The sequence below is a fragment of the Peiella sedimenti genome (assembly GCF_030504955.1).
GTDB lineage: Bacteria > Pseudomonadota > Alphaproteobacteria > Caulobacterales > Caulobacteraceae > Brevundimonas > Brevundimonas sedimenti.
Genome location: NZ_JAUKTR010000004.1, coordinates 186,953 through 204,407, shown reverse-complemented (window position 1 = coordinate 204,407; position 17,455 = coordinate 186,953). Strand labels below are relative to the sequence as shown.

Sequence of the window (17,455 nt, the reverse complement as noted above, 5' to 3'; positions counted from 1 at the left end):
ACCGATTTCGGTCTAGAGGATCAAGATTCAGTGGGCTGTCGCTCGTCCGGCAAACGCACGATCACGTCGCGCGGATCGGCGAATCCGAGCAGCGCCCGGGCCCGCTCCTCCAGTAGGTCAGCCGACAGATTGTCGGTGCGCAGAAGCCGGACCCGGGCCCGCAGATCGTTGCGCTGCGCCTCCAGCCGGGTCAGCTCCAGGCGCCGCTCCGCCAGGGTCTCCGCCCGCGCCTTACTGGCCAGCAGGCCGCGCTCGCCGATCAGGCCCTGAACGCCGAAATAGACGATCAGAAGGCCCAGCACGATCGAGGGTATGAAGGGGCGGACCTGGGGGGGCAAAGGCGGCGGGCTCGTGCGAGGCGGAATCGCTCACACCTTCAATCGCCTGGACGTGCTTAATGAAGCGTAGCTTGACCTTAGGTGACGGTTGCGCCGCCCGCGGAACCAGCCAGTCTTAGAACGGGATGTCGTCGTCCATGTCGAAGGACTGCTTCGGCCCCGAGCCGCGCGCCTGGCCGCCGCCGGAGAAGCCGTAGTCGTCCGAGCCGCCGCCCCCGCCGGAGCCGCCGCCCTCATTGCGGCCGTCCAGCATGGTCAGCTCGCCGCGGAACTTCTGCAGCACGACCTCGGTGGAATACCTGTCCTGGCCCTGCTGGTCCTGCCACTTGCGGGTCTGCAGCGAGCCTTCGACGTAAACCTTCGAGCCCTTCTTCAGGTAGTTCTCGGCCACCTTGACGATGTTCTCGTTGAAGATGGTGACCGTGTGCCACTCGGTCTTTTCCTTGCGCTCGCCCGTGGCCTTGTCGCGCCAGGTTTCCGACGTGGCGATGCGCAGATTGGCGACGCGGTCGCCCGAGCCGAGGCTGCGGATTTCGGGATCCTTGCCCAGGTTGCCGATCAGAATGACCTTGTTGACGCTGCCCGCCATGACGTTTCCTTCCGCCGCTATACCGGCCTGATCCTAGCGGCGCCTAAGCGCGCCGCCAAGAGAATGTTCTAAGTTTGTTCCGCTCAATCCCCAGGCGGATCAGCCCGCCGGGGCCTGGGCCGCGTCCATGTCGCGCTGGATCGCGCCAGGAATCGCCAGCCGCCCGTCGCCGGTGCGGGCCAATGAGAAGTAGCGCACGCCCTCCCAGCCCTCGGACACCGAGACGCCGCGCGGGCTGACCCAGATGAAGCGACCTTGGTACGCGCCGGTGACCTCGCGCCGGTTGCCGCCCTGGCGCAGGAAACGCACGCGCATCTCCTCCAGGCGGGCGGCGCAATACTCTAGGGACTGCTGGTCGCGGGCGACCACGTGGAACCTGGCGGTCCCGTCCTCCTGCGGCACCACGTAGTAGCAGACCCCCCGGTCCATCGGGGCCACGATCTTGGGCTGCTCGCAGGCGCTCAGCGCCACGGCGGCGGCGGTCAATGCGAGGGCGGCGCTCAGACGCATCAGCGGATCTCCGGAATGCCGCAGTTGCGGGTCTGCTCAACCAGGGTGACGAAGCGGCGGTTGTCGAAGGACTGCTCCACCCGCCGCGGCACCAGACGCAGGGTGACCTCGCCCCATCGTCCGTAAGAGGCCCCGCCCGGCCGCTGGCACTCGCCGGCGAACAGGGCCTGGACGCAAGCGTTCAGGCTCATGTTCGGGGACAGCTGCGTCCAGCTGGAGCCGTTGAAGCGCAGGCAGGCCGAGCCGCTGGGCGCCGGCTGCGGCGCGGGTTCAGGCTGGCTGGTCTCCACGGGCTTGGGTTCCGGCTCTTCCACCAGAGGCGGCAGCTCGGGCGGCGGCGCCAGGGAGGCGGTCGGGGCCGCCACCAGCGCGCCGCTTTCATCGAGACCCACGTCCAGGGCCTGGGCGGCCACGCCGTTGCGCTCGGCGCAGACCGACAGGGTCGCCATGCCGACGAACTGACCGTCGACGAAGCAGCGCAGCTCGCGATCCGGGTCCAGGGTCGGGGCCTCGGCCACGTCCAGTTGCAGCCCCGAGGGCGGCAGAGGCTCGGCCTTCTTTTCCTCGCCGCCGCCGCGCGTCAGCAGCACGCCGGCCACCACCGCCACGGCCACCGCGGCCAGGGCGCCGCCGATCAGGACGGTCTTGCCGCCACGTCCGTCGTCAGGAGAACTCATCAGGGCCTCGCGAACCAGTCGGCGCAATAACGCGCGAGCCGGGGTTCAGGTCAACCGCCCTTAGAAGCCGCCCGTCAGACGCGAGAGGGCCGCCTGATAATTGGCCAGCTGATTGGTCAGATAGGCGGGCGCCTGGCCGGTGATCGCCCCCGGCCCCGTCGGCAGGTTCAACGAGCGGTATGCCGCCCGCACCTGGGTCATGGCGTCCTGGAGCGCCGCGCCGGCCCGCTTGGCCGCATCGGGCGTCGCGAGGCTGAGGTCCGAGGCCAGCATCAGGCCGAAGGTCTTGGGCCCGTCCGGATCGGCGTCCTTAATCAGGGCCTCGGACAGTCCCAGGGCGCGCAGCGCGTCCTTGCCCGCGGGGCCGGCCAGAATCTCGACCGCATCCCGGCCCTCGCGCGCCTCGACCTTCAGCCGCTCGCGCCCCTCTTCGCGATAGGTTCCGGCGCTCAGGCGTCCGTTCGAAGCGATCTGAATCTTGCGCGCCAGGCTGGCCAGGGTCTCATTCGCCTCAATGGTCACGGACCGACGCGAGACGCCGCTGCGGATGACGAACTGATCCCCCGCGCGCAGGGCGGTGGCGTCCACCAGCTTCTGCGACGGCGTGTAGTCGATGGTCCCCTGCGGCAGACCCAGTCGGTCCAGCACGCTGGCCCCGCCCGCCGAAAACGCCAGACCCAGGGGCGCCGAGACGCCCGTGCGGGTGGCGATCTCGCGTTCGTATTCGGCCGCGCCGGTCGCGGCGTCCAGACGCATCAGATAGCCCGCGCCAGACGCTGGAATCGAGCCGTCGCGCGACTGCTGCACCACATCGGTGCGGCCGGTCAGCCAGAGCTTGCCGCCGCGCACGGCCAGGCCCGTGACGGCGTCCTCTCCGGCGCCGCCATGGAAGAACAGCCGATCCGAGGCGTCGGCGCTGAGCGAGGCGTCCACCGACAGGACAAAGCCGTCCTGCCCGCCGCCATGCGTGCCTGCAGGCGTCACGCCGCCAAGGCTGGCGTTGCGGGTGCTTCCAGCGACGTAGAGGCGTCCGGCGTCCAGCGTCATGGCCGCCACGCCGCCGCCGATCTGACCGAGGTCGCGCACGCCGGCTTCTGCGCCGTTGTTGGCCAGGTCAAAGCCGCGCAGCACTGCGCTGTCCCCCCCGGCGCCCGCCACGATCAGGCGATCGCCCTCGACGGCGATGGCCTGCACCGCGTCGTCGCCCGACGTGCCGAACTGGCGCGTGAAGCCGGCCGCGCCCGTAGAGGTGAAGGCCTGGACATAGCCATCCCAGCCGCCCACAGGGGCCCCGCCCGTCATGGCCGATTTGGCCTTGCCGCCCACATAGACCGAGCCGTCGGCGCCGAAGGCCACCGCCGTGGCCTGGTCCTCCAGCCGCGCCGCGCGCCGCTTGGTCCAAAGCTCGCCGCCGTCAGCGTCGAAGACCGTGACGAAGCTGTCCAGATCACCCTGCGCGCCAGGCGCCGAGCCCGCGCCGGTCAGTCCGCCCCTGACCGAACCGGCGACCGCCACCTTGCCGTCGGCCGAGACGGCCAGCGCGAAGCCCTGGGCCGAGTCCGCCGCGCCCAGCGCCCTCACCTGCACCAGTCGGCCGGCGGAATCGTACTTCAGCAAGGCCACGTCGCGCTCGCCGCGCACGGCCTGCCCCTCCACTGTGCCGGCCACATCGGCGACGACATAGACCGAGCCGTCAGGTCCCGAGGCCATGGCGCGGCTGGCCTTGATCTGGCCGGGCAGGTCGACGGCGAAGGCGCGGTCCTCGACCCAGTGCGTCTCGCCCGCGCGGGCGATGGCCGCAGGCGCGCCGGCGCCCGTCTGAAACTTCAACAGCTGGGCCGCATCTCCGTCGTCAGGCCGCTGCAGCACGTAGACAGCGTCGGCCTGGGCGGCCTCGAATCTGAGCGTCTCCAACGAGCTGCCCGCGATCTTCAGGGCCCAGCCGTCCTGGCCGGTCGGCAGATTCACCGGCTTTCCGCCCACATCAATGGTGCGCGGCGGCGCCTTGATCCGCTCGGTGGCGAAGCGGGTCTGCACGCCCGCCGCCTCCAGCTGCTGATTTATGTAGCTGACCACGTTGGATATGGAGCGGGTCTGGCCGCCCATGCCGGCCAGGTCGATGACCACGCTCTTGTCGCCCGCCAGCCCCGAGACCTTGAGCGTAAAGGCCACATCGCCCTGGAAGGCGGCCACCGCTTCATCAGCGGCGCCGTAATGCAGCGGCGGGGTCCGGTACTCATTGGCCGGCCGCTGCACCCCGCCTGTGGAGCGGGCCGTCTCCAGCGCCTGCGCCCGCGCCAGGTCCACGCCCTTGAAGTCGGTTTTGGCGATGAAGTCGCCGATCTCGGCCAGCCCCTTGGCGAAGGTCGTGTTCAGCCGGTCGATCTCGAAGCTCGACACGCCCTTGGCCGCCGCCCGGTTGGCCAGAGCGTTCAGCAGGGTCAGCCCCTGATAGAGGGCGAAGAGATTGCGGTAGTCCTCCGAGGCCCCTGCCACGTCCAGCTGGGCGGCCTTGGGATTGACGAACTGGCGCGTCGACAGCGCGGTGCGCAACAGCTCCGAGGGCGGCGGCGCCGAGGCGCGGCTGTCCCACGGCGGCGTCGGCTGGCGTTTGGAAGCGCCCAGCCCCAGGCCTCCGCCGCCGAAGGCGGGCGTGTAGCTCTGGCCGAACAGGCCCAACAGATAGCTGCTGTCGATCACGCGGGACTCCCGGCCGTAGAGTGCGGCCGCCGCGGCTTAAGAGCTGTTAACGCCCGAGCGCTCCGCGCCGCGATCCGACCGCTTCTGGCGAAGCATCGCCCTAGCAGGGGAACCGTAGCCCGCCCTCGCCGGTTATCCGGGGTCGGCAACGATTGGGGAGACCCGTCATGCGCGCCCTGAAGCATCTGTGGGAGACGTTCCTGGCCATGTACGGCCTGGGCCGGCGGGCCCACCACTCGCGCCGCCGCTCGGGCGGGCGAATGATCCACGCCCGCTGAACCCGGCTTAGCCGCCGCGGAACAGCGACAGGATGATCTGCGGCGCCTGGTTGGCGATCGACAGCGCCTGCGCGCCCAGCTGCTGCTGCACCTGAAGGGCCTGAAGCCGCGCGCTTTCTCTGGCCAGGTCTGCGTCCACCAGATTGCCGATCCCCGCCTCCAGCGTGTCGGTCAGCAGGCTGACGAACTTGTTGTGCGTCTCGATCTGCTTGGCCTGGGAACCGATCTGGCCCAGCGCCGCATTGGTGTTGGCGATCGAGGCTTCGAGCTGGGTGAGGACCGAGGTGGCCAGCGTCACCGTCGAGATCGACGCCGTCGCCGCCATGGTGATGATCGAGCCGCCCAGGCTCAGGTTCTTGGCCTGAAGGGTGATGAAGGAGTCCGCGTCCGCGTTGGCGATGAAGCGGATGTCCGTGCCGTTGTTCAGGATGTTGCCGCCATCGAACTCGGCATTGTTCACCGTGTCGGTGATGGCCTTGAGGATGGCGCGGAAGTCCGAGTTCAGGGCCGCCCGCGACTGGGTGTTCAGCGAGTTGTCCTTGGCCGCGACCACCTTTTCCTTCAGCTGGTTCAGCAGGTCCGAGACGGTCGTGCCCGCCGCGAGCGCCACGTCAGCGATCGAGGTGGCGCGGTCCAGGCTCATCTTCACGGCGCCCAGGGCGCCCACATCAGCCCGCTGCCCCTGGGCGATGGCCCATACCGAGGCGTTGTCCTTGGCGCCCTGAACCCTCAGGCCCGTGTTGACGCGGTTCTGCACGTCGGCGAGGCGGTCGTTGGTGGCATTGAGGTTCTGCAGGGCCACCAGGGCCGAGGCGTTGGTATGGACGCTCGTGGTCATCGGATTTCTTCCCCTCCGAGGGCTCTCGGAAGGGAAGCTAGGCATGAGTCGTGTTCGTATGGTTAACGGATGTAAACGCCAAAAGCCGCGCCGGGGGGCTCCCCTGCGCGTCGTCTATCGATATTCAGCGCGGATCCGGCTGGATCAGGCGGAGGTGTCGATCACCGAGCCGCTTGAATAGTCCGGACTGTCTTGCAGCCTCAGCAGCTCCTCACGGGGAAACTGGCTGACCACCTCACCGGTGGTGCGGTCCAGCGTCTTGTAGACGTACCCGTGTCCGCCCGGTCCCTGCTCGATGATGAGCTTGTAACGGGCCAGCCGGTCCGCTTCGGCCTGAGCTTGGCCTCGGCGATCCGAGAGACTGGAACGCCCCGACGAGGTCGTGGGGCTGATGGCTGCGTCGAACTCTACCGCACTGATGCTCCCGACATTCGTTTTCATCTCCTCATCGCCGCCTTCGCGGCGCCTCTAGGTCCCCGGCCTTTTCGGCCGAAGGTGGGGACGGCCCCCGAGGGCCGCCCCCGTCGTCCGGTTAGCGGAACAGGCCCAGCAGGCTGCTGGTCGAGGAGTTGGCGATCGCCAACGCCTGGATGCCCAGCTGTTGCTTGGTCTGCAGCGCCTGCAGGCGGGCGCTTTCCTTGGCCAGGTCGGCGTCCACCAGGTTGCCCACGCCGGCTTCCAGCGTGTCCTGCAGCTTCGAGACGAAGCCCAGGTGGGTGTTCAGCGACTTGGAGCCCGTGCCGAGACGCGCCAGCGAGGCCGACACGTTGGCGATGGAGGCGTCCAGCTTGGTCAGCACCGCCGTAGCCGTGGTCACGGTGTTGATGACGTCCGAGGTCGTCACCGTCACGACCGCGCCCGACAGGGCCATGATCTCGGCGCGCACGGTCAGCACCGACGAACCGTCGGCATTGGCCAGGGCGGCGAAGTTCGTGGCGCCGGTCTTCAGCAGGTTGGTGCCGTTGAACGAAGCGTTCGACACGACCTTGGCGATCTGATCGCGGATGGACTTGAAGTCTTCGTTCAGCGCGTTGCGCGAGGCGGTGCTGAGCGAGGTGTCCTTGGCGGCCAGCGCCTTCTCCTTGAGGGAGATGAGCAGGTCAGACACGGATTCACCGGCCGCGATGGCGACGTCGGTGGCCGACTGACCGCGCTGCAGGGAGTCCTTCACGGCGTTCAGCGAAGCGATTTCGCTGCGCTGCGACTGAGCGATGGCCCAGATCGCGCCGTTGTCCTTGGCCGAGCCGATCTTCTTGCCGGTGTTGATGCGGCTTTGAACGGTGGCCAGTTCGGAGTTGGTGACGGAGAGGTTCTGCAGGGCGACCATCGCCCCGGCGTTCGTGTTAACGCTGTTCAGCGCCATGGCACGTGTTCCTTCTTTCAAGGTGTCCGACGCCGTTTTGGCTGTCGGGAGCATTTTGCTCGGAAGGACTTGCAGCAAGGGCCGGGCCAACGACAGGGCCGAAGATTTCCCCTTAGTGTGCTGATTTTATAGCGTTATAGGTCCGTTTACCGCGTTCCCGGCCCGGCAAGTACTGCCGGTCGCCGGCCGGGTCGGCAAAATCTGCCGGGTCGGACGCGCGTTTCTTGCCGCCGGGGGCCGCCCCCGCGGACAGGCGCCGCCGACCCGCATTGCTGTCCGCGCCGAGTCGTGGAAGCGTGGCTGTGATGGCTAGGGGCGCAACCGCATGACCAGGCTTAAACCCGCGCTGTGGACCGCGCTGACCTTCCTTCTGGTGGGGCCATTGTTCGGCCTGCTGGGGTTCGCCGTGCTGGCCTACGGATTCGCAGGCGCTTCGGCCGAGGACGGCCCGGTCGGGCTGGCCTTTCTGTGGATGACGCCCTTCGCCTATCTGTTCGGCGCGATCCCGGCGGTGCTGACGGGCCTCGTGACGGGCGCCCTGCTCTCGCCCCGCCGCGCGGTCGTCTATGTGATTGGCGCGGCGGTCATCGGGGCGGCCGTGACGGCGCTTGTCACCCTGCTCGACGGCCCCGGCGATGACGAGGGGCTGAGAAACCTGATCCTGATCGGCGCCCTGGCCGGCCTGGGCTCTGGCCTGGTCAGCCTGTTTCTGGCGCGCCGGCGGACGAGCACGGCCCCATAAGAAAAGGGCCGGCCCCCTTTCGAGAGCCGGCCCTTCCCGTCTTCATCCAACGGGGCTGTCGGAACGCTACCCCTGGAACAGGCTGAGGATGCTGCGCGGCGCCTGGTTGGCGATGCCCAGCGCCTGGATGCCCAGCTGCTGCTTCGTCTGCAGAGCCTGGAGCTTGGCGCTTTCCTTGGCCAGGTCCGCGTCCACCAGGTTGCCCACACCCGCCTCGAGCGTGTCCTGAAGCTTGGACACGAAGGTCTGGTGGGTGCCCAGGGCCTTGGACTTGGTGCCGAGGCGGGCCAGCGACGCCGACACGTTCGAGATCGAGGCGTCCACCTTGGTCAGGACAGCCGTGGCCGTCGTGACGGTGTTGATGACGTCCGTCGTCGTGATGGTGACGACGGCGCCGCTCAGCGCCAGGATCTCCGCGCCGACCGTCAGGACCGACGAGCCGTCCGCATTGGCCAGGGCCTGGAACGCCACGGCGCCCGTCTTCAACAGGTTGACCCCGTTGAAGGTGGCGTTCGAGACGGTCTTGGCGATCTGGTCGCGGATGGCCTTGAAGTCCTCGTTCAACGCGTTGCGCGAGGCCGTGCTGAGGGACGAGTCCTTGGCGGCCAGAGCCTTCTCTTTCAGCTGAATGAGGAGGTCCGACACGCTTTCGCCCGCAGCAATGGCCACATCCGTCGCGGCGATGCCGCGGTCCAGCGACTGGCGAACCGCGCCCAGCGCCATGATGTCCGAGCGCTGGGACTGTGCGATGGCCCAGATGGCCCCGTTGTCCTTGGCGCTCGCCACCTTCTTGCCGGTGTTGATGCGGTTTTGCGTCGTCGCGAGGTCCACGTTCGTCGCGTTCAGGTTCTGGAGCGCGATCATCGCGCCCACGTTGGTGTTTACCGAGTTGCCGAGCATTCGGTCGTTCCTTCCATTCTGGTCGGGGTTGGCGGCGCTTCTGGCCGCTGAGCGGTTTTTGCTCTGCCCTGCGCATGGCAAGCCGCGCGCCACGGCGCACTCCCGCGCGCGCGATCATTTACCTGCGATTTTCGGGAGATAGCGAAGAGACGGTCGGCCGATAGCGGACGGCGGGCAGGAACTGCCCGGCAAAAGCAGTGCGCGCGGTAAAGCTTACGCCGCCTGGGGCGCGCCCGAGGTCTGGGTCGGGGCCTGAGTCGGGGCCTGGGGCTGGGGGGCCAGGCCCTGCATCATGATGCGGTTGATCTCGACCAGGGGCTCGATCTCCTCCTCGCGCCGCATGACGGCCGAGGTGTGCTTGGAGACCCAGAGGCTGAGCGAGATGATCTGGGCGCGGGCGGCCTCGGGCAGAGCGTTGTCCGGATCGGCGCAGGCCGTGGCCAGGGCCGACCAGACGCGCCGGTTCCAGTCCAGGGCGTCGATGCGCTTGGCGAAGTCGGAGGGATCGGCCTTGTCGGCCTCGAGCAGGGCGTGCGTGACCTGGCCGAACAGACGGTATTCGGCCTCGCGCGGGCTCTCGGCCCGGGCGGCGGCGGTTCTATACGCCTGAACCGACATTCTTGCCCAACCTCTCGTCCTCGTAGTCGACGACCCGCCGCGTGGTCATCAGCGCCTTGTAGTACTCGCGGTCCATGACCTGCTTCGAGGCCCCGACGCAGTCCGCCAGGACCTGAGGGTTCTTCACCACCTGCATGAACTCGGTCAGGCGGCGCACGAACTCGTCGTAGTACCGGTCGGCGTTGGCCTCATCGAGGTACATCATCATGACCGGGAAATAGATGCGGCGGGCCGGGGTGTTGGCCTCGTCCGCCTGCATGATGTCCTTCTCGCGCAGGACCGAGGCCTTGTTCTGCAGCACCAGCGAGGCGCGCCGGTCGCCATTCTGCACGACCGCGCCGTTCAGCACGAAGCGTTCGCCAGGCTTGAGCGACAGTTTCAGCGGCATCGGGCCCATCTCCCTCCCCGCCACGCTAGGGAGCGGCGGGTTAACGCCCCCTTATGGCCGGGATCATGGTTAGCGTGGGCTTAATGGGGGGCCGACGGCTGAGGCTCTTCTGGAGGCGTCATGTCGATGCCGAGGTTTTCGCAAGCCTGCACACGAGCGCGGTGAAAAACCTCTGTACGGTCAGGCCGACCCATATCGGAAACACCTAGAAGCCAACGCTGACCGTCATCAGCCAAGTTGAAACCGTATGACGTCACCTCCCCTGTGGGCAGGCGCAGATAGCCGCACCAATAGGCATGGCCTCGCCGCTCCCGCCCCATTGTGAGAACTTCGGCGCCACGAATTCTTTCCGGCTTGGCGGCGATAGCCTGAACTAGCTGCTGGCGCGCCATGGCGTCGGTGATGTCAGTGCGAGGCTGAGGCGTATCGGTAGCGGCACGGCTGGGCGCCTGTCCGCAGCCGAGCAGAAGGCCGAGGCCGAAAATGATAGAAACCAGGTTTCTCATAGCAGCCATCCTGAGACCGAAGAGACGTTGCCGCTAAGATAAGCTTGGAAATCAGCCAGGCCATCCCCGTCCGTATCCAGACCCAGCGCCGTACGGTTGTTGACTGCGTCGTAGGTGAGCACAGCCTGCCCCGCCGCGCCTGTGAAAGATGAGACGAATGAAAAAGCTTGGCCAACCCAGCGTTCGCATCGATACGGCTGAGGTCGATCCGGTCGATCCCGGCCTGGAAATCCATGATGCGGTCCACACCGCCAGAGCTGTCGTCGCCGCAGCTGAAGTCCGTGGGCGCGCCGTTGATCGGAGTGTCGCGCGTCACGGTGGCGAGCGTGGCTTGCAGCGTCCGTTCGGCCGCCCGCCCGGCGCTCAGCTGGGCCGCGTCCTCGCCCGCGCGCCGCTGCAACCGCGCCCCCACATGCACTGCCTGTGACAGGCCCGCCAGAGCCAAACCAAGCATGGCCATGGACGCGATCAGATCGGCCAGGCCATAGCCGTTCGGCTTGCGAGGAAAGCGGTCAGGACGCGGAGCCGGCATCGGCACAGCGCAGCGTTTGGATCAGGGCGTGCTCGCGCCCGCCGGTCGAGCGCACCACACGGCGGCGCTCACACAGGCCGGCCCGGTCAGCCAGGGGCGTGAGGGTTTCAGTTAAGCGGACTTGGGAGCCGCCGGTCTCGCTCGTAATCAGCAGCCGCGCCTCGGCCATCATCTCGGCGCGGTGGGTCAGCCTCTGCGCCTGGGACAACGCCTGGAGCGCCAGCGCCACTCCAGCCGCCAAGATGGTCAGCCCGATCAGAGCGTCCACCGAAGCGAAGCCGGAGTCCATTAGCCTGCCGCGGTCCCGGACCTTGGCATTCCTCAACTCTGAGGATTCGGGGATGACAAGCACTGCGTTCTCAGCACATATTGATTTTTACAAAGGCCTCACAGTCCAAGAGCTTTTTGCGCAAAACGCGCTTCCTCTATATTTATCTCAATCGGGGATGAGACCAATATTCTCAGCCGGTCAACCGTAAGCGCTTCAAGCTTGTCGATGAACCGCTTCGAATTTGATACAACCTCTCCAGAATGGAATAATATTCCAAGGGCATCTATCGCAGCATTGTAAATCATGGGAATATTACTTTCTTCAAACTGCTGAGAAACCTCATCTGCAAGATCGAACATATCGTGCGACTCACCGCGGGACGCCAAAATCCATCTTTCTAAGACTTCTTGCACTATCTCAGTAAGAGTTTGCATCTTTTAATCACCGCGAGGGCGTCCGTCCGGCCAGTATGATCTATATGATCTACCGTTTTCCCAAGCAGATCTAGAATCCCATCGTTTCCATTGTACTCCGCCGTGACCGCGTTCGCCAGCTCGGTCTCGCTGCCACAAGGAACCATCCTGACGGTTCAGATACCCTTGTCGGCCTGGAAGTCGGATGAAAGCGTCAGGGTTTTGAGAGGGTGTTGTTCGTACTAACGCCTCAAGCCGTGCAGCTTCCGCATTAAGCCGCGCTGATTGCTCAGGGGGCGGAGGCCGATTGGGATCCGTCACGGTTTGGTAGTTCGGATTCACCCGCAACATGCGCTCAAGGGCACGCTGATACATCTGCCAGTGCAGTTCCTGTTGAGGCGACCATGCGCGGCCTGCTCTTCCCCGATTTCCCCTTTGTGAGGCAGTTACAATGACTGGCTCCACCTCCGTTACGTCGCTCGGCTTCGCATCCGGAGCTTCGTCAGGCTTTTGCTCCGGCTCCGGTTTATGAGTGGCCAAACCGCTGGAGTCGACACCATTCGTCGGCCCGTTGCCGACGTAGGCATAGAGGTTCGGCCCATCGACCCAGAGGGCGGGGTCGGGCTGGAGGAACCGGCCAAGGGTCGGTGAATAGACGCGGGCCTTGTAGTCGTAGAGGCCGGTCCAGGGATCGAGCCTCTGGCCGGTGTAGCGGAAGGCGTAGCCGGTGGGGCCCTGGCCGCCCTCGCCGAAGGGGCTGTAGCTGAACCGCTCGGTGGCCGCGCCGTTTCGGCTGAGCGCGATGGTCGAGCCGCGCTTGTCCGTGTGCGGGTAAAAGGCCTGGTTCTGGTGATCGATATAGATCAGCCGCTCGTCGGGGTTCGGGCCCAGCACGTAGAAGTGCGTGCCGTCATGGGCCCACGCCCCGCCTTCGGGCCGCGAGTGGCGGTTCTCGGCGATGATCTCCGGCCTCAGGCCGTCGATGGCCCGGAAGCTGAAGGCGCACGCTCGCCGCAGCGACACGGAGCGCGACGTCCTAGGCTGCGTCGTCGGCAGCCGCGAGGCGCAGCGGCCTGGCCGGATTGTTCTGTCTCGAGCTGCGAGGGCCATTCACAACTCCCGACGTTCAAGCCTGACAGTAGGGCAGCCGCCGCCCCGCATGGCAAGGTCTGGACGGGCGCGGCCTCACCAGCCATCATGGTTAGCGACGCCTTAACGGTCGGCGCGCGACGGTGGATCATCCCGTCTGACCCTTGGGTGATTCCATGACCGCTCGTCCGGCCGCCGCTGATGACCTCGCCCCGCTCGCCGCCCAGGCTGGACTGGCCAAGGGCCCCATGGGCGACGCCGGTTCGGGCGATGCGGTGGCCCGACTCAAGGCGGCCATCCAGGATCTGAAGGCCCACGCCGTCACGCCCCTGCTGCATCAGGCCGTGGCGGCCATGCGTGAGGCGCGCTGGGCCGACGGAACCGCCGCCATCCTGAAGGCGCTGGAGGCCGACGAGACGAATGGTCTGGCCTGGCACCTCCTGGCCATCTGCCTGGAGAAGTCCGGCGACGTCGCCTCCGCGCTCGACGCCTATGAGACCGCGCTCAAGCTGCGCCCCGAGGAGCACGGCATCGCCAACGACCTGGGCCGGCTGGCCCACCGGCTGGGCCACAATGAGCTGGCCGAAAAGCTGTTTCACCACTTCCTGCTGCGCGAGCCGGGCCATGTGGAGGCGGTCAACAATCTCGCCTGCGCGCTCAGGGACATGGACCGTCAGGGCGAGGCGATCGAGCTTCTGCGCACGGTCATTCAGGCCAGGCCCGAGCATCCGGTGCTGTGGAACACCCTGGCCACGGTGCTGTCGGAAAAGGGCGACATGGAGGGCTCACTGCCCTTCTTCGACGAGGCGTTGCGGCTGGACCCCGGCTTCGCCAAGGCCCGCTACAACCGCGCCAACGCCATCCTGGCCCTGGGCCGTTCCGAGGAGGCGCTGGCCGAGCTGGAGGCCGCCCTGCCCGGCGCGCAACCCGGCTATGAGACCGACATGATGCGCCTGGCGCGCGCCTTCGCGCTGCTGCGCGTCGGCCGCCTCAAGGAGGGCTTCGACGAGTACGAGGTGCGCTTCTCGAAGGAGGCCTTGGACACGGTCCACTTCGCCACCGACCTGCCGCGCTGGTCCCCGGACGACGACCTGACGGGCAAGTCCCTGCTGGTCAGCGCCGAACAGGGCCTGGGCGACGAGGTGCTGTTCATGAACGTCATTCCCGATCTGCTGGAGGCGCTGGGCCCGGAGGGCCGTCTGCACCTGGCGGTCGAGCGGCGGCTGGTCCCGCTGGTGCAGCGCAGCTTCCCTGGCGTGACCGTGGCCGCGCACAAGACCCTGAACGTCAGCGGCAAGGTCGTCCGGTTCCTGCCCTGGCCGGACGACCAGGGCTTCGACCTGTTCACGCCGATCGCCTCGCTGTGGCGGCGCTTCCGCTCGCGGCCCGAGGCATTCCCGCAGCGGCCCGCCTTCCTGACCGCCGAGCCGGCGCGCGTCGCCCACTGGAAGGCCCAGCTCGACGCCCTCGGCCCCGGCTACAAGGTCGGCCTCCTGTGGAAGAGCCTCAAGACCGCCGGCGCCCGCTCGCGCCACTACTCCGCCTTCGAGCAGTGGCGCCCGGTGCTGGAGACGCCCGGCGCGGTGATGGTCAATCTGCAGTACGGCGACTGCTCGGACGAGCTGGCCCAGGCCCGCAAGCTGGGCGTCGACGTCTGGAGCCCGCCCGGGATCGACCTCAAGGACGACCTGGACGAGGTGGCCGCCCTGTCCTGCGCGCTCGACCTGGTCATGGGACCGGCCAACGCCACCCAGAACATCGCGGCGGCCTCCGGCGCCAATGTCTGGATGATGGCCTCGCCCGAGGCCTGGACGGTGTTCGGCGCCGAAAACTGCCCCGCCTATCCGGTAATGCGCGTCTTCCACGCGCCCACCTTCCGCGAGTGGGATGTGGTCATCGGAGAAATGGCCGCGGCCCTGCGGGCGGAGATCGGCTAGGCTTCCTCCGGCTCCGGTCCCAGGAAGCGCCGGATCCCCGGCCAGATCTTGGCCCAGGCCGACAGGAAGCCCACGACCGTCGAGACCCACTGGAACAGACTCCACAGCCAGTCCAGCCACCCGCCCGAACCCAGCCATTCCGCCAGCGGGTACAGCAGGTTCGAAACCGCGATGCGAAAGGCGGCGTACGCCTGGGAGTATTCGATCGACCGGTCGGCGACATAGGCCGCCACCACCGCCGACAACACCGGCGCCCAGAGCAGCGGCAGCAGCATCAGCAGCGCCAGGGCCACGACGAGCAGCTTGGTCCCCAGCGTCTCCTTCGAGATCAGGGTGATTACGACACCGCCGCCGTACGCCGCTCCCGTGAGCAGCAGCAGGGGCGGCAGAACCCAGTCGACGGCCTCGATCAGGTCGCCCAGCACCCAGCTGAGCACGGCTATGGCGATCAGACCCAGCAGGAAGCCGCCCAGCCACAGGGCCGCGTACTGCCCCAGCCGCCGCTTCAGGTGCGCCGCGCTGATGATTGATGAGCCTTTCATGTTGAGCCCCATGCAGAACCACGTTCGCCCGCTTGGCAACTGACAAGAGCGCGAGCCGTCGACGGGTTGCATCGTCCTTGGTAGAGCAGGGCCGATCACGCCTAGGAGAGCTTCGCCATGCGCCTCATCGCCGCCGCCGTTCTGATCTTGGGGCTGGCCGCCTGTGGAGCGGGTGAGGACTCTGGGTCCGACACCGGGTCCAACACCGACATTCCGGCCGCGCCGCCCGCTCCGGCCCCGACGGTCCAGCCGCTCGACCCTGCCGCGGTCCAGACGGCGCTGGCGACGCTGCCGGTCGCCTATGCCGAGGCCGACCTGGAGAACGGCCAGCGCGTCTTCGCCCGCTGCCGGTCCTGCCACACCCTGCCCGAGGGCGGACCCGACGCGGTGGGCCCCAACCTTTACGGCCTGTTCGGCCGGCCTGCCGCGACCCACGGCGCCTACCGCTATTCCGATGCACTCAAGGCTTCAGGATGGATCTGGACCGCCGAAACGCTCGACCCCTGGATCGAGAATCCGCGCCAGGCCCTGCCCGGCAACAAGATGACCTTCGCAGGCATCCGCGACGCCGAGGACCGCCGCGACCTCATCGCCTACCTGCGCGTGGCCGCTGGGGCGACAGCCTAGAAGCGCCGCCACAGCGCGATCACCGGACCGGAAGAGGCCGGCGTTTCACGCCCTGACAGCGCCGTGCGCCACCCCGCCTGCAGGCGCCAGGCCCCGGCGCGCCGCAGCACGGATATCTCGTGGTTCACTCAGCGGGGACCGAACTCGCCATCGCCCTGACCGGCGAAGACCTGGCTCATCAGGCTCCAGTTTTCAGAGATGTCGACGCCCACGGTGGCGTCCAGCCTCGTCTCGTCCGGCAGCCCGGCCCTGAAACGACGCGCGGCCTGCAGTTCGGCGAAGACCGGCGCCCCCCGCCACAGGCGTTTCATCTGGCCTGAGCGGCCGGCCAGAAGCCGTATCTCCCAGTCGCCCTCGCCCTCCCCTGGCGCGGCGTAGCCGGCGTTGCGCCCCTCACCCGGCGCCGCATAGACGCCCTGGACCGCCACGCTCGTCCTTTCATCGCGCCAGGCCGTGTAGCGCAGGCCGATCTCGCTCGGTCCCCGCCCGGAATAGTCGGCGAACTGGTCCTCGCCGCTCTGCCACTCGGTGCGGCCCACCAGGGTCAGCCGGTCCGTCAGGCCGTACTCGCCATACAGCGACAGCGCCTCGTCCTCGCGCGGAACCGCCAGGTCCACCAGCAGGCCGTCGGGATCGAAGGCCTGGTCGGCCTGCATCCGCTCCCACTTCATGATGACCTGGGCGTCGCCGCGCGGCTGCGGCCAGGCGCCGGCCAGGGCGGGGGCGCACGCGGCGCCCCAGGCCGCCAGGGCGAAAGCAGCCGACCTCAAACGTCGTAGCCGGGGTTCTGCCGGTCCAGCTGGCGCAGCACGCCGGGCCAGGCCAGTCCGGCGACCATGCCCAGCGCCCCGCCCTGTCCGTGGTTGCGGGCCACCGCCTCGTCCGGCGCCGTCAGCACGTTGTCCCGCCCGGCGGACAGGGCCGCCACCTGCTGGCGGCAGGCGCGCTCCAGGAAGAACATGCCGATCCAGGCCTCGCCCGCCGACCGGCCCACCGCCAGCGTTCCGTGGTTGCGCAGGATCATCAGGTTCTTCTGACCCAGATTGGCCACCAGCCGCTCGCGCTCCTCGTGCTCCAGCGCCAGGCCCTCATAGCCGTGATAGGCCACCTGATCGGCGATTAGCGTGGCGTTCTGGCTGATCGGCAGCAAACCCTCTTTCTGCGCCGCCACGCCCACGCCGGCGTCGGTGTGCAGGTGCATGACGAAATGGGCGTCGGGCCTGGCCGCATGCACGGCCGAGTGGATGGTGAAGCCCGCCGGATTGATGAAGTAGGGGGTCTCGCTGACGATGTTCGCGTCCAGGTCCACCTTGACCAGCATGGACGCCGTCATCTCCTCGAAGAAAAAGCCGTAGGGGTTGATGAGAAAGTGCGTCTCGGACCCCGGCACGCGCGCCGAGATGTGGGTGAAGATCATGTCGTCCCACCCGTGCAGCGCCACCAGCCGGTAGAGGGCGGCCAGTTCGACCCGCGTCTTCCACTCCTCGGGTGAGACCTGGTCCTTGATCGACGCCGCAGCCATGACCGCTTCCCTGACGTTGCCTTGCTCCTCGCGAAACTGTCCCGGGCGGGGCGCGGGCGTCAATGATTAGCGCGC

At 67.6% G+C, this 17,455-nt stretch carries 23 protein-coding genes; 4 read left to right on the top strand and 19 right to left on the bottom strand.

What is annotated here, in order from left to right:
* Positions 1-20 precede the first annotated feature (20 nt).
* The 8 genes from Q0812_RS10790 to Q0812_RS10755 form a co-directional block, all read right to left on the bottom strand.
* Positions 21-338 (bottom strand): FtsB family cell division protein, encoded by a 318-nt coding sequence (locus tag Q0812_RS10790; protein WP_302110342.1) that lies wholly within the window; start codon positions 336-338, stop codon positions 21-23.
* A gap of 115 nt (positions 339-453) precedes the next feature.
* A complete protein-coding gene (gene ssb / locus Q0812_RS10785) occupies positions 454-927 on the bottom strand; it encodes a single-stranded DNA-binding protein (RefSeq protein WP_302110341.1) in 474 nt (157 codons plus the stop codon).
* A gap of 99 nt (positions 928-1,026) precedes the next feature.
* Positions 1,027-1,437, bottom strand: coding sequence for a hypothetical protein (locus Q0812_RS10780; RefSeq protein WP_302110340.1), 411 nt, complete (start codon positions 1,435-1,437; stop codon positions 1,027-1,029).
* Complete coding sequence (locus tag Q0812_RS10775) at positions 1,437-2,114, bottom strand: hypothetical protein (protein ID WP_302110339.1); 678 nt, start codon at positions 2,112-2,114, stop codon at positions 1,437-1,439. The genes Q0812_RS10780 and Q0812_RS10775 overlap by 1 nt, the downstream gene beginning before the upstream one ends.
* A 60-nt stretch (positions 2,115-2,174) precedes the next feature.
* On the bottom strand, positions 2,175-4,814 hold the full coding sequence (locus tag Q0812_RS10770; protein ID WP_302110338.1) for a transcriptional regulator: 2,640 nt from the start codon (positions 4,812-4,814) through the stop codon (positions 2,175-2,177).
* A gap of 285 nt (positions 4,815-5,099) precedes the next feature.
* A complete protein-coding gene (locus tag Q0812_RS10765) occupies positions 5,100-5,930 on the bottom strand; it encodes a flagellin (protein ID WP_302110337.1) in 831 nt (276 codons plus the stop codon).
* Positions 5,931-6,074: 144 nt separating this feature from the next.
* A complete protein-coding gene (locus tag Q0812_RS10760; protein WP_302110336.1) occupies positions 6,075-6,371 on the bottom strand; it encodes a hypothetical protein in 297 nt (98 codons plus the stop codon).
* Positions 6,372-6,462: 91 nt separating this feature from the next.
* Positions 6,463-7,293 (bottom strand): flagellin, encoded by an 831-nt coding sequence (locus Q0812_RS10755; RefSeq protein WP_302110335.1) that lies wholly within the window; start codon positions 7,291-7,293, stop codon positions 6,463-6,465.
* Positions 7,294-7,618: 325 nt separating this feature from the next.
* On the opposite strand from Q0812_RS10755, the gene Q0812_RS10750 reads away from it, so the two are divergent.
* Positions 7,619-8,035 carry a hypothetical protein gene (locus Q0812_RS10750; protein WP_302110334.1) on the top strand — a complete coding sequence of 139 codons (417 nt, stop codon included), beginning with the start codon at positions 7,619-7,621 and terminating at the stop codon, positions 8,033-8,035.
* 66 nt (positions 8,036-8,101) lie between these two features.
* Here Q0812_RS10750 and Q0812_RS10745 read toward each other — a convergent pair whose 3' ends face one another.
* From Q0812_RS10745 to Q0812_RS13765, 5 genes are all read right to left on the bottom strand, one after another.
* Positions 8,102-8,935 carry a flagellin gene (locus tag Q0812_RS10745; RefSeq protein ID WP_302110333.1) on the bottom strand — a complete coding sequence of 278 codons (834 nt, stop codon included), beginning with the start codon at positions 8,933-8,935 and terminating at the stop codon, positions 8,102-8,104.
* 213 nt (positions 8,936-9,148) lie between these two features.
* Positions 9,149-9,553 carry a flagellar biosynthesis regulator FlaF gene (gene flaF / locus Q0812_RS10740; RefSeq protein ID WP_302110332.1) on the bottom strand — a complete coding sequence of 135 codons (405 nt, stop codon included), beginning with the start codon at positions 9,551-9,553 and terminating at the stop codon, positions 9,149-9,151.
* Positions 9,534-9,941, bottom strand: a complete 408-nt coding sequence (gene flbT / locus Q0812_RS10735) for a flagellar biosynthesis repressor FlbT (RefSeq protein WP_302110331.1) — start codon at positions 9,939-9,941, stop codon at positions 9,534-9,536. Before flbT ends, flaF begins: the two co-directional genes overlap by 20 nt.
* Before the next feature lie 80 nt (positions 9,942-10,021).
* On the bottom strand, positions 10,022-10,447 hold the full coding sequence (locus Q0812_RS10730) for a hypothetical protein (protein WP_302110330.1): 426 nt from the start codon (positions 10,445-10,447) through the stop codon (positions 10,022-10,024).
* Positions 10,444-10,569, bottom strand: a complete 126-nt coding sequence (locus Q0812_RS13765; RefSeq protein ID WP_425281566.1) for a hypothetical protein — start codon at positions 10,567-10,569, stop codon at positions 10,444-10,446. The genes Q0812_RS10730 and Q0812_RS13765 overlap by 4 nt, the downstream gene beginning before the upstream one ends.
* Before the next feature lie 35 nt (positions 10,570-10,604).
* On the opposite strand from Q0812_RS13765, the gene Q0812_RS10725 reads away from it, so the two are divergent.
* Entirely contained in the window at positions 10,605-10,874 is a 270-nt protein-coding gene (locus Q0812_RS10725; protein ID WP_302110329.1) for a hypothetical protein, read from the top strand.
* An 85-nt stretch (positions 10,875-10,959) separates the two neighbouring features.
* Here Q0812_RS10725 and Q0812_RS10720 read toward each other — a convergent pair whose 3' ends face one another.
* The 3 genes from Q0812_RS10720 to Q0812_RS10710 form a co-directional block, all read right to left on the bottom strand.
* Positions 10,960-11,268: a hypothetical protein gene (locus tag Q0812_RS10720; RefSeq protein WP_302110328.1), complete on the bottom strand. Its 309-nt coding sequence runs from the start codon at positions 11,266-11,268 to the stop codon at positions 10,960-10,962.
* A 98-nt stretch (positions 11,269-11,366) separates the two neighbouring features.
* Positions 11,367-11,684, bottom strand: a complete 318-nt coding sequence (locus tag Q0812_RS10715) for a hypothetical protein (RefSeq protein WP_302110327.1) — start codon at positions 11,682-11,684, stop codon at positions 11,367-11,369.
* 3 nt (positions 11,685-11,687) lie between these two features.
* Positions 11,688-12,686 (bottom strand): RHS repeat-associated core domain-containing protein, encoded by a 999-nt coding sequence (locus tag Q0812_RS10710; protein ID WP_302110326.1) that lies wholly within the window; start codon positions 12,684-12,686, stop codon positions 11,688-11,690.
* 242 nt (positions 12,687-12,928) lie between these two features.
* Between Q0812_RS10710 and Q0812_RS10705 the strand changes: the two genes are divergently transcribed.
* Positions 12,929-14,689, top strand: coding sequence for a tetratricopeptide repeat protein (locus tag Q0812_RS10705; protein WP_302110325.1), 1,761 nt, complete (start codon positions 12,929-12,931; stop codon positions 14,687-14,689).
* On the opposite strand, the gene Q0812_RS10700 is transcribed toward Q0812_RS10705, so the two are convergent.
* On the bottom strand, positions 14,686-15,231 hold the full coding sequence (locus tag Q0812_RS10700; RefSeq protein WP_302110324.1) for a hypothetical protein: 546 nt from the start codon (positions 15,229-15,231) through the stop codon (positions 14,686-14,688). The genes Q0812_RS10705 and Q0812_RS10700 overlap by 4 nt on opposite strands.
* Positions 15,232-15,348: 117 nt before the next feature.
* Between Q0812_RS10700 and Q0812_RS10695 the strand changes: the two genes are divergently transcribed.
* Entirely contained in the window at positions 15,349-15,858 is a 510-nt protein-coding gene (locus Q0812_RS10695) for a c-type cytochrome (protein ID WP_302110323.1), read from the top strand.
* Positions 15,859-15,986: 128 nt separating this feature from the next.
* On the opposite strand, the gene Q0812_RS10690 is transcribed toward Q0812_RS10695, so the two are convergent.
* Both Q0812_RS10690 and Q0812_RS10685 read right to left on the bottom strand, forming a co-directional pair.
* The gene (locus tag Q0812_RS10690; protein WP_341923607.1) at positions 15,987-16,628 is read right to left on the bottom strand and encodes a hypothetical protein; all 642 of its coding nucleotides are present in this window, start codon (positions 16,626-16,628) and stop codon (positions 15,987-15,989) included.
* The gene (locus Q0812_RS10685; RefSeq protein WP_302110322.1) at positions 16,625-17,380 is read right to left on the bottom strand and encodes a class II aldolase/adducin family protein; all 756 of its coding nucleotides are present in this window, start codon (positions 17,378-17,380) and stop codon (positions 16,625-16,627) included. Before Q0812_RS10685 ends, Q0812_RS10690 begins: the two co-directional genes overlap by 4 nt.
* Positions 17,381-17,455: the final 75 nt, after the last annotated feature.

What these genes read in the sequence shown, in the direction of transcription:
- ssb (WP_302110341.1), bottom strand. Translation starts at nt 927, where the DNA reads ATGGCGGGCAGCGTCAACAAGGTCATTCTGATCGGCAACCTGGGCAAG.
- Q0812_RS10780 (WP_302110340.1), bottom strand. Translation starts at nt 1,437, where the DNA reads ATGCGTCTGAGCGCCGCCCTCGCATTGACCGCCGCCGCCGTGGCGCTG.
- Q0812_RS10775 (WP_302110339.1), bottom strand. Translation starts at nt 2,114, where the DNA reads ATGAGTTCTCCTGACGACGGACGTGGCGGCAAGACCGTCCTGATCGGC.
- Q0812_RS10765 (WP_302110337.1), bottom strand. Translation starts at nt 5,930, where the DNA reads ATGACCACGAGCGTCCATACCAACGCCTCGGCCCTGGTGGCCCTGCAG.
- Q0812_RS10760 (WP_302110336.1), bottom strand. Translation starts at nt 6,371, where the DNA reads ATGAAAACGAATGTCGGGAGCATCAGTGCGGTAGAGTTCGACGCAGCC.
- Q0812_RS10755 (WP_302110335.1), bottom strand. Translation starts at nt 7,293, where the DNA reads ATGGCGCTGAACAGCGTTAACACGAACGCCGGGGCGATGGTCGCCCTG.
- Q0812_RS10750 (WP_302110334.1), top strand. Translation starts at nt 7,619, where the DNA reads ATGACCAGGCTTAAACCCGCGCTGTGGACCGCGCTGACCTTCCTTCTG.
- Q0812_RS10745 (WP_302110333.1), bottom strand. Translation starts at nt 8,935, where the DNA reads ATGCTCGGCAACTCGGTAAACACCAACGTGGGCGCGATGATCGCGCTC.
- flaF (WP_302110332.1), bottom strand. Translation starts at nt 9,553, where the DNA reads ATGTCGGTTCAGGCGTATAGAACCGCCGCCGCCCGGGCCGAGAGCCCG.
- flbT (WP_302110331.1), bottom strand. Translation starts at nt 9,941, where the DNA reads ATGCCGCTGAAACTGTCGCTCAAGCCTGGCGAACGCTTCGTGCTGAAC.
- Q0812_RS10730 (WP_302110330.1), bottom strand. Translation starts at nt 10,447, where the DNA reads ATGAGAAACCTGGTTTCTATCATTTTCGGCCTCGGCCTTCTGCTCGGC.
- Q0812_RS10725 (WP_302110329.1), top strand. Translation starts at nt 10,605, where the DNA reads ATGAAAAAGCTTGGCCAACCCAGCGTTCGCATCGATACGGCTGAGGTC.
- Q0812_RS10720 (WP_302110328.1), bottom strand. Translation starts at nt 11,268, where the DNA reads ATGGACTCCGGCTTCGCTTCGGTGGACGCTCTGATCGGGCTGACCATC.
- Q0812_RS10715 (WP_302110327.1), bottom strand. Translation starts at nt 11,684, where the DNA reads ATGCAAACTCTTACTGAGATAGTGCAAGAAGTCTTAGAAAGATGGATT.
- Q0812_RS10705 (WP_302110325.1), top strand. Translation starts at nt 12,929, where the DNA reads ATGACCGCTCGTCCGGCCGCCGCTGATGACCTCGCCCCGCTCGCCGCC.
- Q0812_RS10700 (WP_302110324.1), bottom strand. Translation starts at nt 15,231, where the DNA reads ATGAAAGGCTCATCAATCATCAGCGCGGCGCACCTGAAGCGGCGGCTG.
- Q0812_RS10695 (WP_302110323.1), top strand. Translation starts at nt 15,349, where the DNA reads ATGCGCCTCATCGCCGCCGCCGTTCTGATCTTGGGGCTGGCCGCCTGT.
- Q0812_RS10685 (WP_302110322.1), bottom strand. Translation starts at nt 17,380, where the DNA reads ATGGCTGCGGCGTCGATCAAGGACCAGGTCTCACCCGAGGAGTGGAAG.